This is a genomic window from Stenotrophomonas sp. 99219_Sma (genome assembly GCF_056480785.1).
On the sequence record NZ_CM151117.1, the window covers coordinates 2381991 to 2395831 of the forward strand.

General features: G+C 65.9%; 15 protein-coding genes. 8 read left to right on the forward strand and 7 right to left on the reverse strand.

Translation table 11 applies throughout. From position 1 onward, the window contains the following. Positions 1-54: 54 nt before the first annotated feature. The 3 genes from ACZK13_RS10970 to ACZK13_RS10980 all read left to right on the forward strand — a co-directional run bounded on the left by ACZK13_RS10970 (position 55) and on the right by ACZK13_RS10980 (position 3725). Positions 55-1761 (forward strand): PTS fructose transporter subunit IIC, encoded by a 1707-nt coding sequence (locus ACZK13_RS10970; protein WP_478481637.1) that lies wholly within the window; start codon positions 55-57, stop codon positions 1759-1761. A gap of 14 nt (positions 1762-1775) precedes the next feature. Then, complete coding sequence (locus tag ACZK13_RS10975; RefSeq protein ID WP_197615179.1) at positions 1776-3029, forward strand: carbohydrate porin; 1254 nt, start codon at positions 1776-1778, stop codon at positions 3027-3029. A gap of 96 nt (positions 3030-3125) precedes the next feature. Next, the gene (locus tag ACZK13_RS10980) at positions 3126-3725 is read left to right on the forward strand and encodes a fasciclin domain-containing protein (RefSeq protein ID WP_198283157.1); all 600 of its coding nucleotides are present in this window, start codon (positions 3126-3128) and stop codon (positions 3723-3725) included. Between the two features lie 138 nt (positions 3726-3863). On the opposite strand, the gene ACZK13_RS10985 is transcribed toward ACZK13_RS10980, so the two are convergent. After that, positions 3864-4385, reverse strand: coding sequence for a DUF6622 family protein (locus ACZK13_RS10985; protein ID WP_478482519.1), 522 nt, complete (start codon positions 4383-4385; stop codon positions 3864-3866). A gap of 96 nt (positions 4386-4481) precedes the next feature. Beyond that, the gene (locus ACZK13_RS10990; RefSeq protein ID WP_293793838.1) at positions 4482-5318 is read right to left on the reverse strand and encodes a S1 family peptidase; all 837 of its coding nucleotides are present in this window, start codon (positions 5316-5318) and stop codon (positions 4482-4484) included. Positions 5319-5508: 190 nt separating this feature from the next. Here ACZK13_RS10990 and ACZK13_RS10995 point away from each other — a divergent pair, with 190 nt between their 5' ends. Next, entirely contained in the window at positions 5509-5787 is a 279-nt protein-coding gene (locus tag ACZK13_RS10995; protein WP_032127271.1) for a hypothetical protein, read from the forward strand. A gap of 31 nt (positions 5788-5818) precedes the next feature. Here the strand turns inward: ACZK13_RS10995 and ACZK13_RS11000 are convergent, their stop codons facing one another. Continuing rightward, positions 5819-6688, reverse strand: coding sequence for a methylenetetrahydrofolate reductase (locus ACZK13_RS11000; RefSeq protein ID WP_293793973.1), 870 nt, complete (start codon positions 6686-6688; stop codon positions 5819-5821). After that, complete coding sequence (locus ACZK13_RS11005) at positions 6688-7602, reverse strand: LysR family transcriptional regulator (protein ID WP_197581239.1); 915 nt, start codon at positions 7600-7602, stop codon at positions 6688-6690. Before ACZK13_RS11005 ends, ACZK13_RS11000 begins: the two co-directional genes overlap by 1 nt. Positions 7603-7778: 176 nt before the next feature. Here ACZK13_RS11005 and msuE point away from each other — a divergent pair, with 176 nt between their 5' ends. Genes msuE through ACZK13_RS11020 form a run of 3 tightly spaced genes read left to right on the forward strand, consistent with a single transcriptional unit; the run spans position 7779 to position 10469 of the window. After that, entirely contained in the window at positions 7779-8360 is a 582-nt protein-coding gene (gene msuE / locus ACZK13_RS11010) for an FMN reductase (protein ID WP_032127268.1), read from the forward strand. 58 nt (positions 8361-8418) lie between these two features. After that, a complete protein-coding gene (locus tag ACZK13_RS11015) occupies positions 8419-9396 on the forward strand; it encodes a DUF1852 domain-containing protein (protein WP_121503311.1) in 978 nt (325 codons plus the stop codon). Between the two features lie 38 nt (positions 9397-9434). Beyond that, entirely contained in the window at positions 9435-10469 is a 1035-nt protein-coding gene (locus ACZK13_RS11020) for a methionine synthase (RefSeq protein ID WP_180837136.1), read from the forward strand. On the opposite strand, the gene ACZK13_RS11025 is transcribed toward ACZK13_RS11020, so the two are convergent. Together ACZK13_RS11025 and ACZK13_RS11030 are read right to left on the reverse strand one after the other, a co-directional pair. Beyond that, positions 10426-11049, reverse strand: coding sequence for a hypothetical protein (locus ACZK13_RS11025; RefSeq protein WP_258015729.1), 624 nt, complete (start codon positions 11047-11049; stop codon positions 10426-10428). The two genes, ACZK13_RS11020 and ACZK13_RS11025, sit on opposite strands and share 44 nt — an antisense overlap. A 24-nt stretch (positions 11050-11073) precedes the next feature. Further along, a complete protein-coding gene (locus ACZK13_RS11030) occupies positions 11074-11286 on the reverse strand; it encodes a hypothetical protein (RefSeq protein ID WP_012511105.1) in 213 nt (70 codons plus the stop codon). Between the two features lie 245 nt (positions 11287-11531). On the opposite strand from ACZK13_RS11030, the gene ACZK13_RS11035 reads away from it, so the two are divergent. Then, positions 11532-12779, forward strand: a complete 1248-nt coding sequence (locus ACZK13_RS11035; RefSeq protein ID WP_180837137.1) for an arsenic transporter — start codon at positions 11532-11534, stop codon at positions 12777-12779. 26 nt (positions 12780-12805) lie between these two features. On the opposite strand, the gene ACZK13_RS11040 is transcribed toward ACZK13_RS11035, so the two are convergent. Then, positions 12806-13813 carry a serine hydrolase domain-containing protein gene (locus ACZK13_RS11040; RefSeq protein ID WP_478481639.1) on the reverse strand — a complete coding sequence of 336 codons (1008 nt, stop codon included), beginning with the start codon at positions 13811-13813 and terminating at the stop codon, positions 12806-12808. Between the last annotated feature and the right edge of the window lie 28 nt (positions 13814-13841).

Sequence of the window (13841 nt, forward strand, 5' to 3'; positions counted from 1 at the left end):
CGGCTGGCCCGCCCCCTCCTGCAAGGACGAACCCGAAGAATTCCAGGAGTGCCCATGCAAGCTTCCACCGTAGTCATCGCCGCCGGCGAACGCAGCATCGAGGCGGTGCTTGCCGCCGAAGCGCTGCGCCGCGCCGCCCGCCAGCAAGGGGCTGAACTGGCGATCGAAATCCGCAGCGACCAGGGCGTGACCGGGGCACTGCCCGCCACGCAGGCCGCCGCCGCAACGCAGCTGCTGCTGGTGGGTGACGGCGAGGCGGATCCCGCGCGCTTCGGCAGCGCCCAGATCGTACGCGCCAGCCTCGGTGAGGTGCTGGACGACCCGCTTGCCGTGCTGGCGCAGCTTGCCGCGACGTCCGGAACCGCGCCCGCCGCGGACGCCAGCAAGCACATCGTCGCCGTCACCTCCTGCCCGACCGGCATCGCCCACACGTTCATGGCGGCCGAAGGCCTGCAGCAAGCCGCCAAGGCATTGGGCCACGCGATCCGGGTGGAAACCCAGGGCTCGGTCGGCGCGCAGGACGCATTGAGCGACGAAGAAATCGCTGCCGCCGACCTGGTGCTGATCGCCGCCGACCGCGAAGTCGATCTGTCACGCTTTGCTGGCAAACGCCTGTTCAAGAGCGGCACCAAGCCGGCGATCAATGACGGCCAGAGCCTGATCCGCAAGGCGCTGGCCGAGGCCAGCGTGCAGGCGGGTACGGCGGCTCCAGGCCGCACCACCGAAAAGGCCAAGGTCACCGGTCCCTACAAGCACCTGATGACCGGCGTGTCGTTCATGCTGCCGTTCGTCACTGCCGGTGGCCTGCTGATCGCACTGGCGTTCGCGCTCGGCGGCATCTATGCCTTCGACGATGCACACAAGGGCACGCTGGCTTGGTCGCTGTTCCAGATCGGCGCCAAGTCCGGCTTCATGTTGATGGTGCCGGCGCTGGCCGGTTACATCGCCTACTCCATCGCCGATCGCCCGGGTATCGCGCCGGGCATGATCGGCGGACTGGTGGCAGTCAACATGGATGCGGGCTTCATCGGCGGCATCCTGGCCGGCTTCATCGCCGGCTACGGTGTGCACTGGATCAATCGTGCGCTGCGCCTGCCGCGCAGCCTGGAAGGCCTCAAGCCGGTGTTGATCCTGCCGGTGCTGGGCACGCTGCTGGTCGGCTTGCTGATGATGTATGTGATCGGCACCCCGGTCGCCGGACTGCTGGCCTGGCTGACCGACTGGTTGCGCGGCATGCAGGGCAGCAGCGCGATCCTGCTCGGCCTGCTGCTGGGCGGAATGATGGCGGTGGACATGGGCGGGCCGGTCAACAAGGCCTCCTACGCGTTCTCCACCGCACTGATTTCCAGCCAGGTCTACACGCCGATGGCTGCGACGATGATCGGCGGCATGACGCCGCCGCTGGGCATCGCGTTGGCCACATGGCTGTTCAGCAACCGCTTCACCGCCGAGGAGCGCGGCACCGCCGGTGCCGCGGGCGTGCTCGGCCTCAGCTTCGTGACCGAGGGCGCGATCCCCTACGCCGCACGCGATCCGCTGCGCACCATTCCGGCGCTGATCCTCGGCTCGGCCGTGGCCGGTGCGATCTCGATGGCCGCAGGCGTCGAGCTGAAGGTGCCGCACGGTGGCGTGTTCGTGCTGCCGATCCCGAACGCAGTCACGCACCTTGGCGTCTACCTGCTGGCATTGGTGGCCGGCGTGGCCGTCACCGCCGTCGCGCTGCGCGTCCTCAAGAAGCCGGTCACGGCTCCCACCCTGTAAACGGAACCTCGCCCATGACCTCCCCTTCCCGCCGCCTGTTGCCGTTAGCGATCCTGCTGGCCCTGCCGTCCGTGGCCGCAGCCGCCGACGCGAGTGACGTCTTCACCCCCAAGCTGGCATACACCGGCGAGGCAGCCGCCACGCTCGATGGCGGCAAGCGCGGCGGCACGGCGTATGCCGGCCAGCTGATGTTCGGTGCCGACGTGAACCTGAACGCTGCGTTTGGCTGGCGGGGCGCGACGATCAAGGCCTACGGCATCAACCGCCATGGCACCAACCTGGCCAACAGCCGTACCGGCAACAGCACCTCGGTGCAGGAAATCTACGGCGGCCAGGGCACGCGCCTGGCCAACCTGACGCTTGAACAGAAACTGCTGAACGACCGTTTGGTGCTGGAAGCCGGGCGCAGCGTCGCCAACATCCATCACCTCGGTTCGGAGCTGTGCCAGTACTTCCAGGGCAATTCGGCCTGCGGCAACCCGACCTACGTGTTCCGCACCAGCAGTTTCACCTGGTGGCCGGTATCGAGCTGGATGGCCGATGCCACGGCCTGGGTGACGCCCGATGTCTATGTGCGCGTCGGCGCCTACCAGGTCGATCCCAGCCAGGCCGAGGACGGCCAGCACGGCCTGAAATGGAGTACCAGTCAGGCCACCGGCTGGATCGTGCCCTACACGCTCGGTTGGCGCAGCCCTGCTTCGGCACGACTGAAAGCCCGCTACGAACTCGGTGGCTGGCAGGACAACTCGACCTATCTGGATCCGCTGCGCGATGCCAACGGCACCCCGGCGCTGCTTAGTGGCCAGGACTACGCGAACCGCCGTGGTCGCTCCGGGGTGTTCGCCCGCTTCGAGCAGCAACTCACCGGGGATGGTGCCGGGCGCGGCCTGACCCTGTTCGGTGCGGCGCTCAAGGGCACCTCCGGCCAGCTGATCGAGGATCATTTCCTGCAGGCGGGCGTGGTGCAGAAAGGCACGTTCGCCGGCCGGCCGCAGGACAGCATCGCGTTCGTTGTGACCCAGCAGAAGTACAGCAGCATCGCCTTGGAGGACCTGCGCCTTGCCCGTGCCGCGGCAGGCGGTAGCGGCACGCCGCACGGGAGCCAGGTGATGATGGAACTGAGCTATGGCATCCAGCTCACCCCGCAGCTCCGGATCGCACCGAACCTGCACTACATCGTGCATCCGGACCAGTTCAACGAACCCGCCCGCCAGCGCGACCTGCCGAATGCGTTGATCGCCGGCATGCGGGTTGATTGGAGCCTGTAAGCCAAGCCAATGGCGGCCTTCCTGCCGAACTGCGTGGCGCGAAACGATTGGAGCAGAATCCGCTGCATCCAATCCGCGCCCCGGGCCGTAATGAGGATGCCCGCGCATTGCGGGCGCCAATCCGAGGGTCGCACCGTGAACGCTCTCCAGCGAATTTCCGCCGCAGTCAGCCTCGCCGTCCTTGTTTCAGCAGCTTCTTCCAGCTTCGCCGCCAACACTGTCATGGTTGGTGGCGCAGCGATGTATCCGACCAAGACCATCGTCGAGAACGCCATCAACTCCAAGGACCACACGACCCTGGTCGCCGCAGTCAAGGCGGCGGGCCTGGTCGACACCCTCAACGGGGCGGGTCCCTTCACCGTCTTCGCCCCTACCAATGCAGCCTTTGACAAGCTGCCTGCCGGGACTGTCGACACCTTGGTTAAACCGGAAAACAAGGCACAACTGACCAAGATTCTTACCTACCACGTGGTGCCAGGCACCTACACTTCCGCGCAGCTCGTTGCAGACGCCAGGAAGCATGGCGGGAAGGCGACGCTGAAGACCGTGCAGGGCGAACCACTTACGATCTCTCTCCACGAAGGCAAGCTGTGGGTTATCGATGCCAAGGGAGGCAAAGCGGGCATCAGCATTGCTGATGTAGGCCAGTCCAATGGCGTGATCCACGTGATCGACACTGTACTGATGCCGAAATGATGCGGCTTTGGGCAGCGGGCATCCGGAACGATGCCCGCTACCAGCATGCTGAGCTGGGGGCCCCGCCAGTGGCGGCGCACCTTCCTGCCCGTGCCACTGAAACCAGCATTAGCGTGACGCGTCACGCGCAAATGAGGTTCAGGTTGCCGCTTTCCACCCTTTCGCCGCCGCGTCCAGTCGCAACGAGGCCAGATAGCGGCAGTACTTGCCAATGAAGAGGCCGGTGAAGCCCCCTGACAGCAGCAGGTAGGCCGCACTGGCGCCGGCATTGGCGATCAATGGCGGCGACACCGCGAATGCGACTTCGAAACCGTACTTCACCAGGAACGTGAGCAGCAGCAGGGGCAACACGCTGTAGTCCGCGTTGCGCCAGAGCGTTCCGGTGGCGCCATCCAGGGTCAGCTTCACGTGGCCCAGCAGCAGCCACCCCAGTGCCGCGCCGGTGCCGATGCCGGCCAGCCACTTGCCCCAGGCGCTCCAGGACACTCCATAGCGATGGCTGATCGACCAGGCGCCCCAGACGGTGAACAGCGCAGGCACGACGGCCAGTTTCTGCAGTGACGTTTCGCCCGGCTTCATCGCGGCAATGCCGCGTGTGACCAGGAACGCCAGGAGAAGCCAGACCCAGGCGGGTGTCTGCGAGACGATCTGCTGGAGCATGTTCACGAGCGGTCCCCTTGTGATGAGTGGTAGCGAGGTGTCCTCGCCATGGCGCTCACTATTGGCAATCACGCGGCCCGCGGCCAGTGACAGCTGTCAGTCTTCGAGTGTTACGGAGCGGCGGTAGTCGGGCGCGCCCAGGACGCTCTCGATCCAGCCCACATAGCGCGATACCCGCACGTTGTGCACCACCTGGCCATAGAAGCCGGCTTCAAGAGCATGCTCGGGAACGGCGCTGATCCACGAGCCCAGCCCCACCAGCTGCCACGCGCCGTGTTCCCCGATGACCAGCGGGCCGCCACTGTCGCCGTTGCCCAATACGCCTTCCAGTGGGAGGCCCTGTGGCGGGGCATCGAACCGATACCAGAGGTAGCGATCATTGCCACCGGTAATGGCGTTGTATGCGCGCCGCAGCGATGTGCGATGCGGCCCGCCCGGCACCAGTCCAATCGCCCCATTGCCAGTGGCGCCCTTTCCGATCAAGGCGGCGACCTGCGTGACCTCGGCACTGCCGCGATAGAGCGACACGGGCTGCACATCGTTCACGGGGGCCGTGAGCCTGATCAGCGCAATGTCATCCGATCCGGCCAGGAACGCATGGATCTTCGCCGGGCTCCCCGTGGCCAGTGCTTCCTTGCCCAAGGCTTCCGGCATTCGCCTGTAGCCCGGATGCACGACCACACGTTCCACGCCGTAGTCCTTGCCGTTGATGGCGATGGTCTGCCCCATACCCTTCATCGGTGCGGCATGCGCTGCGGTCAGCACCCACTGCGGGGCGATCAGAACACCCTGCCCTTCACCCGGCATGTCGGCCAGGGCGGGAAATTCTGATCCCTCGATCCGGTAACGGGCATCGTCCACGTCGTGGCGGATGACCATGGCCCCGGCAGCGAGCGGCAGCGCGGCAAGCGCGAGGAACAGCCAGCGGATCATGAGGGCCTTCATCCTTGCGGTCAGTCGCTGCAGCCTAGCCGAACACGCCGGGCCAAGGGGAGGCATCCGACCAGACTCCCGTGTTCGACGACGAATGCGGGAGAACCGGCCCCGAAGCCGGGGCGGCCACAGGCCGTTAACAGCCCCGCTCTATGCTGGAGCCTCATTGGAGACCCATGAGGTACGCGGCATGACCAGACTGCACACCCTGATGTTGACCGGCTGCCTGCTTGCACTGAGCCCACTGGCCTCGGCCGAAACCGTGAACCTGACCAACAGCGCCGACGGTGCCAATCGCGATGCGGGCATCGCGGCGGTCAAGAAGAAGCTGCAGGACGCGTGCACCGACCGCAAGGGCTCGCCCGATGCGGCTTCGTTCGAGGTGGTCTTCGAGAAGACCAGCGAGAACCCGAACGTACCCAAGCCGTACTACGTGGACGGCAAGATGAAGTGCGAACTGCCGGGCTGAAGGGCCCAGCCACGCGATCATCGATAGAGCATCAAACGTTGGCGGTCGACGTGCGCCGCCGGTACCGCTCTATCCAGCCCAGTGATGGCGCAATGCCACCGAACGGGAAGAAGTGCGGGCTGACCGGGCCATGGGCGTCCGTCAGCCCACTCAGCAGGCGATCCATGAACACCTCCGGCCCTGCCGTTCCCAGCAGCCGGCCGATCGAGATGCCGTACCGCGCCAGCATCGATGCACTGGCACCCACGCCGCACATCGCGGCGTAGTGCGCCAGCCGCGCAATGCTGGCCGGGCCCGGCACGCCCACCAGTACCGGAACCGTGATGCCACGGGCGCGCAGCGCATCCAGCCAGGCCAGCACGATATCGGCATCGAAGGCGAACTGGGTGATGATCAGCGGTGCCATGCCTCTCGCCTCGATGGCCTGGCATTTGCGTTCCAACACGTGCCACCGGTCCTCGGCGGTCATCACCGGATGGCCTTCCGGATGCCCGCCGATGGCCACAACCTTGATGCCGTAACGCTCAAGAAGGCCGGTCTCGATGATCGAGGTACTGTCGGCAAACGGCCCTGCGGGCGCGGAAAGATCACCGGCGATCAGCAGGCACTTCTCTACCCCCGCTTCGCTGGTGGCGCGTTCCAGGAACCGCGCAAGCGCCGCACGCGACCCGATGCGGCGGGCAGAGAGATGGGGCATCGGTTCGAAGCCGAGTTCGCGCACCGTGCACGCGGCCGCCAGCCGGGCGTCGTCGTCCTCGCTCGCCAGGTAAGGGATCGAGATCGTCGTTCCCGGAGCGATGCGATCCGCTTCCGCACGCAGTGCCGGCATGGCCTTCGCGCTCACTTCCAGAGAAAACGCGTCGATGAAGGTTTCCGTCCGCTGCGATCCAGGTGCGGGCATCAACGGGCTCCGCCTGCATTGCCGGCGATCGGCGTGCTGTTCCGGGCCAGCTCGACGAAGGCCTGCAGATAGTCGATACCCGTATCGGCCTCACGCGCACCCAGGTAGATCTGCTTGGGAATGCCCTTCGCCCCCAGGCGCACCGGCACCACGTCCATGCGTGCGGCATATTCCTCCACCAGCCAGCGCGGCATCGCGGCCACGCCACGGCCGCTGGCCACCATCTGCATCATGATGTCGGTGGTTTCGATGGTCTTGTGGCGCCGCGGCGTGATGCCGGCCGGCAGCAGGAACTGGTTGTAGATGTCCAGGCGCTCGAACGGCACCGGGTAGCTGATCAGCACTTCCTGGCCGAGCTGGCGCGGCTTTACGTGATCCACCTTGGCCAGGGCGTGATTCCTGGCCACCACCAGCACCTGCTCGTAGTCGAACACGGGCACGAACTTCAGGCCCGGCTTCAGCAGCGGATCGGGCGTGACCAGCAGGTCGATCTCGTAGCCGAACAGCGCGCCAATACCGCCGAACTGGAACTTCTGCTTTACGTCCACATCGACGTCCGGCCAGGCGGCCAGGTACGGCGAGACGATCTTCAGCAGCCACTGGTAGCAGGGATGGCATTCCATGCCGATGCGCAGTGCGCCGCGCTCGCCCTGTGCGAACTGGCCCAGGCGCTCCTCGGCCAGGTCCAGCTGCGGCAGCACGCGGTTGGCCACCGCCAGCAGGTACTGCCCGGCCTGGGTCAAGCGCAGGCTGCGGCCTTCGCGCAGCCAGACATCGGTGCCGAGCTGCTGCTCCAGCTTCTTCATGCTGTGGCTCAGGGCTGACTGGGTCAGGTTGAGCACGCCGGCGGCAGCAGTCAGCGAGCCCTGTTGCTCGACCTGCTGCACGATGCTGAGGTGGATCCGTTCCAACATGACGATGAATACCGCTCATGGATTGGTGAAGTAATACCATTTTACGTCATGGAAGGGCATGACTAGGATCGGGTCATGCCTTCGGTTGCCTGCCAGCCCGGTCACCTCGCCGGCCTGCAGGACTGCGCCCCCGCAGATCGCCCGAAGGAGTTCCCCCTCCTGCTGAAAGCGAACAGATGACCCGCCCCCTCCGTATCGTCGCCGTCTCCGGCGGACTGCAGCGCCCCTCCAGGGCTGCAACCCTGGCCGAGTACCTGCTGGACCTGATCGGCGAGGACGTTGCCTGCGAGCCGCACCTGATCGAGCTGGGCGAACTGGCGCCGCAGTTGGCCGGTGCGCTGTGGCGCTCGCAGCTGCCCGAGGCTGTGGAGCGGCAGCTGGTGGCCGTTGAACAGGCAGACGTACTGGTGGTGGCCACGCCGGTCTACCGCGGTTCGTACACCGGCCTGTTCAAGCACTTCTTCGATTTCATCCACCAGGATGCGCTGGTCGACACCCCCATCCTGCTGGCCGCCACCGGCGGCAGCGAGCGCCACGCACTGGTGATCGACCATCAGCTGCGGCCGCTCTTCAGCTTCTTCCAGGCGCGCACCCTGCCCCTCGGCGTCTACGCCACCGACCGCGATTTCGCCGAGGGCCGCGTGCACAACGAGGCCCTGATCCAGCGCGCACGGCTGGCAGTGCAGCGGGCACTGCCCCTGCTTGCCCTGTCCCATCGCGCAGCGCCTGCCACTGCCGAGACCGCTGCAGTGCTTTGAATGCCGAATGCCAGCGACCCGCATTCGGATGTCACCCCCGCAACCCGGAACGCCGCCCATGACGACCGAGAACTTCACCTTCAGCATCACGCGCATCCCTTTCAACGAGGACTACCAGCCCGCTGACGGCACGCGCATCACCACCAACTTCGCCAACCTGGCTCGCGGCGAGTCCCGCCAGGAGAACCTGCGCAACACGATCAGCATGATCAACAACCGCTTCAACGATCTGGCGCACTGGGACAACCCGAGTGCGGACCGCTACGCCGTTGAGCTGGACATCATCTCGGTGGAGATGCACATCGATGGAGCCGACGGCAGCGATCCGTTCCCGCTGATCGAAGTGCTGCGCCCGACCATCGTCGACACGCACACCGGCGCGCGCACCGAGGGCATCGTCGGCAACAACTTCTCGTCCTATGTGCGCGACTACGACTTCAGCGTGGTACTGCCGGCCAGCAACGAGGGAAAGGCCACCTTCGGCATTCCGGAAGGCTTCGGTGATCTTCACGGCAAGCTGTTCCAGCACTTCCTGGAATCGGAGGCCTACCGCGCCAATTTCAGCAAGGGGCCGGTAATCTGCATCAGCGTCTCCAGCAGCAAGACCTACCATCGTACCGAGAACCACCATCCCATCCTGGGCGTGGAGTATCGCCAGGGCGAGTTCTCCCCCACCGACCAGTACTTCGACAAGATGGGCCTGCAGGTGCGCTATTTCATGCCGCCGGGCAGCGTCGCGCCGCTGGCGTTCTACTTCCAGGGCGACCTGCTGGGCGACTACTCGAACCTGGAGCTGATCGGCACCATCAGCACGATGGAGGCATTCCAGAAGATCTACCGGCCGGAGATCTACAACGCCAATTCCGTGGCCGGCAAGGTCTATCAGCCCAGCCTGAAGCACCAGGACTACTCCTCCACCCGCATCGTCTACGACCGCGAAGAGCGCAGCCAGCTGGCGGTCAAGCAGGGCAAATTCACCGAAGAGCACTTCATCAAGCCGTATCGCGCCGTGCTTGAGCAGTGGGCTGCCCGCTGATCCACCGATTCCCCATTCGCCCCAGGACACAGAACGCAATGTCGACGAAGAAACTGCTCCCTACCTCCACCGCCGGCAGCCTGCCCAAGCCCTCCTGGCTGGCAGAGCCCGAAAAGCTCTGGTCGCCCTGGAAGCTGCAGGATGAAGGCCTGACCGAAGGCAAGCAGGATGCCCTGCGCCTGTCCCTGCAGGAACAGCAGCACGCCGGCATCGATATCGTCAGCGACGGTGAGCAGACCCGGCAGCACTTCGTCACCACCTTCATCGAGCACCTCAGCGGCGTCGATTTCGAGAAGCGCGAAACCGTGCGCATCCGCAACCGCTACGACGCCAGCGTGCCGACCGTGGTCGGTGCCGTGAGCCGGCCCAAGCCGGTGTTCGTGGAGGATGCGAAGTTCCTGCGCCGGCAGACCACGCAACCGATCAAGTGGGCCCTGCCCGGCCCGATGACCATGATCGACACCCTGTACGACGCGCACTACAAGAGCCGAGAGAAGCTGGCCTGGGAATTCGCGAAGATCCTCAACGAGGAAGCGAGGGAGCTGGAAGCCGCTGGCGTCGACATCATCCAGTTCGACGAGCCCGCCTTCAACGTGTTCTTCGACGAAGTGAACGACTGGGGCGTGGCCGCACTGGAGCGTGCGATCGAAGGACTGAAGTGCGAGACCGCCGTGCACATCTGCTACGGCTACGGCATCAAGGCCAACACCGACTGGAAGCAGACGCTGGGCTCGGAGTGGCGCCAGTATGAAGAGTCGTTCCCGAAGCTGCAGACCTCCAACCTCGACATCATCTCGCTGGAATGCCACAACTCGCACGTGCCGATCGACCTGATCGAGCTGGTGCGCGGCAAGAAGGTGATGGTCGGCGCCATCGATGTGGCTTCCAGCACGGTGGAGACGGCTGAAGACGTGGCCAGCACCCTGCGCAAGGCGCTGCAGTTCGTGGATGCCGACAAGCTCTACCCGAGCACCAACTGCGGCATGGCGCCACTGGCCCGTGAAGTGGCACGGGGCAAGCTGCGTGCGCTCAGCGAAGGGGCAAGGATCGTGCGCGAGGAACTTTCGGCGTAGCCTTGGCCGGGAACGCACTCCCTTCCGGCCGCCGGGTTGACGGAGCCTGGCCTGGTATCGACCAGGCTCCACCCCGCCCCGGCACCTCGGGCCTGGCCAGCATCGCCGGGGGCCGCGGCGCCAGCGCCGCCTTGATCCGTCCCATCTCCCCCGCCCCGGCCTCGGCCAGGCGGCGGGCCTGCTGCCGCTGCTCCCGCGTAGGCGCCGGAGGTGATAGAGCACCGGTATCTACCAGCCGCGCCACCGCATCGCGCAACCGCAACTGCGGGCAAAGCCGGGCGGCACACCATCGCTCGGCGTAGCGCTTGGCCTGGCGAGCATTCACGGCGGCCACGACCTTGGGCTGGGGTGATTTCCGCGCGGCGAGGAACAGGCGGACGCCGAGCACGGCATGCGGCACGACGCTGGCCACACAGCGGCCGTTCCACCACAGGTCCCAGCGGTCACCGCTCTGCACCCAGCCGGAGGGCCGGGTAGCGGTCATGAAATCGGGAGGGCTGGAGGGTGAATGCATGGCCCGAAGAATACGGTCGGCCGTCGCATGGAATGAGATTGCGGATTTGCGCTGGCGACCTCTCAACGCTTCTGCCGTAGCGAAGCCCTCTCACCACTCTGGGCCGAGCAGCTTCTCCACCTCGGTTTCGAGCTTCTTTGCGGCTTCGGCCTGCGAGGCTACCTTGATGCACAGCCCGGACTGCGCGGGACCCGGAGTCAACTGGTAGCGGTTGATGGTGCCGCCGCCGTCGCCATCCAGCTCCACCCGGGCCACCAGGGTTCGGCCGTTGGCATTGAAGATCCAGTCCCGGTATTCGGACATCGTTGATTCCATGCGTGAGACTTTGAGTGGCCTTCACTCTAAGCGGAGCGACGGTGAAGAGCGCCCGAAGAAAACGTTCGCGGAGCGTGGGTGCCGGGGGCACGCGGCAAGCAGACAAGCATGGGCTGGGCTCCACAGCTCGGGCGCGGCTCACGGAGTATGATGCCGCCTTCCCCGAACTGCCGTGATTGCAGCGGGCGCGTTCCTGCGAGGTACGCGTCGGCGCCGCTGAGACACCCCGCCCGATGCTCGCTTCCTACTCCTCTTTCCTCATCTGGGCGGCCTTGGCCATTGCCACCGTAGGCCTGCTGTTACGGCCATTCCGCATTCCGGAGTACGTGTGGGCACTGGGGGCTGCTCTTCTGCTTCCACTGCTGGGAGCGATGTCGGTCGGCACGACCTTGCACGCGGTGGCCGAGGGCCGCGATGTCTATCTGTTCCTGGTCGGCATGATGGTGCTGGCCGAACTGGCCCGGCGCGAAGGCCTGTTCGACTGGCTGGCGTTGTACGCGGTCCGTCATGCGGGAGGCTCGGGACGACGCCTGTTCGACCTGGTGTTCCTGGTCGGCACGCTGGTGACCGTGTTTCTTTCCAACGATGCCACGGCGGTGGTGCTGACCCCGGCGGTCTACGCAGCCTGCAAGGCGGCCCGTGCCAACCCCCTGCCCTATCTGTTCGTCTGTGCGTTCATCGCCAATGCGGCCAGCTTCGTGCTGCCCATTTCCAACCCGGCCAATCTGGTGGTGTACGGCCAGCACATGCCGCCCTTGATGCAGTGGCTGGCACAGTTCGCGCTGCCGTCGCTGGCCGCGATCGGCGCCACCTATCTGGTGCTGCGCTGGGTGCATCGGCGCGAGATCGCGCAGCCGCTGGTGGCGGCGCCGGCGCATCGCCCGCTGACCGAAGGCGGCCGGCTGAGCGCGCTGGGCGTGTTGTTCACCGGCACCGTGCTGCTGGTGACCTCCGCACTGAACGGCCCGCTCGGCCTGGCCACGTTCTGCGCAGGCACGCTGAGTGTGGCACTGGTGGCGATGCGCCAACGACGCAGCCCGTTGCCGCTGCTGCGCCATGTGTCATGGGGCGTACTGCCGCTGGTGGCCGGCCTGTTCGTGCTGGTGGAAGCGGTAGCACAGACCGGTGTCATCCAGGCGGCGGCCAGCGCGCTGCAGGCCGTGGCGCAGGCATCACCGCACCAGGCCAGCTGGCTGGCCGGTGGCGCGGCGGCGTTGCTGAGCAACGTGGCCAACAATCTGCCGGTCGGCCTCGCCGCAGGCTCGCTGGGCCAGATGGCCGACCTGCCGGCACAGACCCGCGCCGCATTGCTGGTCGGCGTGGACCTGGGCCCCAACCTGTCGGTGACCGGCTCATTGGCCACGATGCTGTGGCTGGTGGCGCTGCGCCGCGAGGGCGAGCATGTCAGCGCGCTCGACTTCCTGCGCGTCGGCGCGCTGGTGATGCCGCCTGCGCTGATCGGGGCGCTGTTGCTGCTTTAGTCGGGCGCTGCCGGGCGCGCCCCGGACTATGGGGTCTTGCCTGCAGCAATCTTCCCGACCAGGGCATCGATCGCCGCTTCCATGGCATGCGCGGTCTGGTCGCCACTCTGGTTGGTGATCACGAAGATGCCCAGATCGTGCTCGGGCATGATGTAGATGTAGCACTGTGAGCGCGGTACGCCACCGTGGTGGGCATAGAAGACGCCCTTCTGGCGATCGCCGGCGACGATGTTCCAGAAGTAGCCGATGCTGAACTCGTCGTCGAATCTGGCCAGGGCGCGATGCGATTCCTTTACCACCGGCCCATTGGCCAGTTGGAACTGAAGGTACTTCACCATGTCCGGGACGGTTGCTTTGACGTTGCCGGAAGCGCCCCATGGCAACTGTGGCATCGGCGTGGTCGGTACGGGGTTGTCGCTGTGATAGCCGGCCGCCAACCGCGGCGCTTCGGCATCATCCAGCCTGATCCGGAGGCCGGTCATCGCCGCGGAGTCGCTGAAGAAGCCACGCAGCAGTGATGCGTAGTCGGTCTTGTAGGCCACCTCCAGAACATGCGCCGCCAGCTCGGTCCCTGCGCTGGAGTAGGCGTATTCCTTGCCTGGCATCCGCGGGATCTGCACGGCGTGCAGGTCCCGGAGGAAATCCGTCTTGCCGTAGTGCGCGTAGAGCGCATTGAGTTCGCCCGGCGTGCGGTGATCGGTAAAGTCCTCCAGTACCGTGTTCGCGCGCTCCGGCAGCATGTTCGGCAGGCCACTGGTGTGCGACAGCAGGTGGCGGACGCGGATGGGTTGGCCCTGGTACTGCAGGTTGGGATAGTCGCCCTGCAGGTACGTGCGAACGTCATCCTCCAGGCCCACCCTGTCTTCCAGCACCGCATTGGCCATCAAGGTGCCGGCCAGCGTCTTGCTCAGTGAGCCGATCTCATAGAGCGTGGCATCGGTCGGCGCGCCGGCTGTACCGGCCACCATATCGCCGCGATGGCGGATGAAGGTCCTGCCCCGGTACACCACGCCGATGGAGGCCGAGTGCAGCAAGGGCTGCTCGATCAGGGTCTGCGCAACC

What these genes read in the sequence shown, in the direction of transcription:
- ACZK13_RS10970 (WP_478481637.1), top strand. Translation starts at nt 55, where the DNA reads ATGCAAGCTTCCACCGTAGTCATCGCCGCCGGCGAACGCAGCATCGAG.
- ACZK13_RS10975 (WP_197615179.1), top strand. Translation starts at nt 1,776, where the DNA reads ATGACCTCCCCTTCCCGCCGCCTGTTGCCGTTAGCGATCCTGCTGGCC.
- ACZK13_RS10980 (WP_198283157.1), top strand. Translation starts at nt 3,126, where the DNA reads ATGCCCGCGCATTGCGGGCGCCAATCCGAGGGTCGCACCGTGAACGCT.
- ACZK13_RS10985 (WP_478482519.1), bottom strand. Translation starts at nt 4,385, where the DNA reads ATGCTCCAGCAGATCGTCTCGCAGACACCCGCCTGGGTCTGGCTTCTC.
- ACZK13_RS10990 (WP_293793838.1), bottom strand. Translation starts at nt 5,318, where the DNA reads ATGATCCGCTGGCTGTTCCTCGCGCTTGCCGCGCTGCCGCTCGCTGCC.
- ACZK13_RS10995 (WP_032127271.1), top strand. Translation starts at nt 5,509, where the DNA reads ATGACCAGACTGCACACCCTGATGTTGACCGGCTGCCTGCTTGCACTG.
- ACZK13_RS11000 (WP_293793973.1), bottom strand. Translation starts at nt 6,688, where the DNA reads ATGCCCGCACCTGGATCGCAGCGGACGGAAACCTTCATCGACGCGTTT.
- ACZK13_RS11005 (WP_197581239.1), bottom strand. Translation starts at nt 7,602, where the DNA reads ATGTTGGAACGGATCCACCTCAGCATCGTGCAGCAGGTCGAGCAACAG.
- msuE (WP_032127268.1), top strand. Translation starts at nt 7,779, where the DNA reads ATGACCCGCCCCCTCCGTATCGTCGCCGTCTCCGGCGGACTGCAGCGC.
- ACZK13_RS11015 (WP_121503311.1), top strand. Translation starts at nt 8,419, where the DNA reads ATGACGACCGAGAACTTCACCTTCAGCATCACGCGCATCCCTTTCAAC.
- ACZK13_RS11020 (WP_180837136.1), top strand. Translation starts at nt 9,435, where the DNA reads ATGTCGACGAAGAAACTGCTCCCTACCTCCACCGCCGGCAGCCTGCCC.
- ACZK13_RS11030 (WP_012511105.1), bottom strand. Translation starts at nt 11,286, where the DNA reads ATGTCCGAATACCGGGACTGGATCTTCAATGCCAACGGCCGAACCCTG.
- ACZK13_RS11035 (WP_180837137.1), top strand. Translation starts at nt 11,532, where the DNA reads ATGCTCGCTTCCTACTCCTCTTTCCTCATCTGGGCGGCCTTGGCCATT.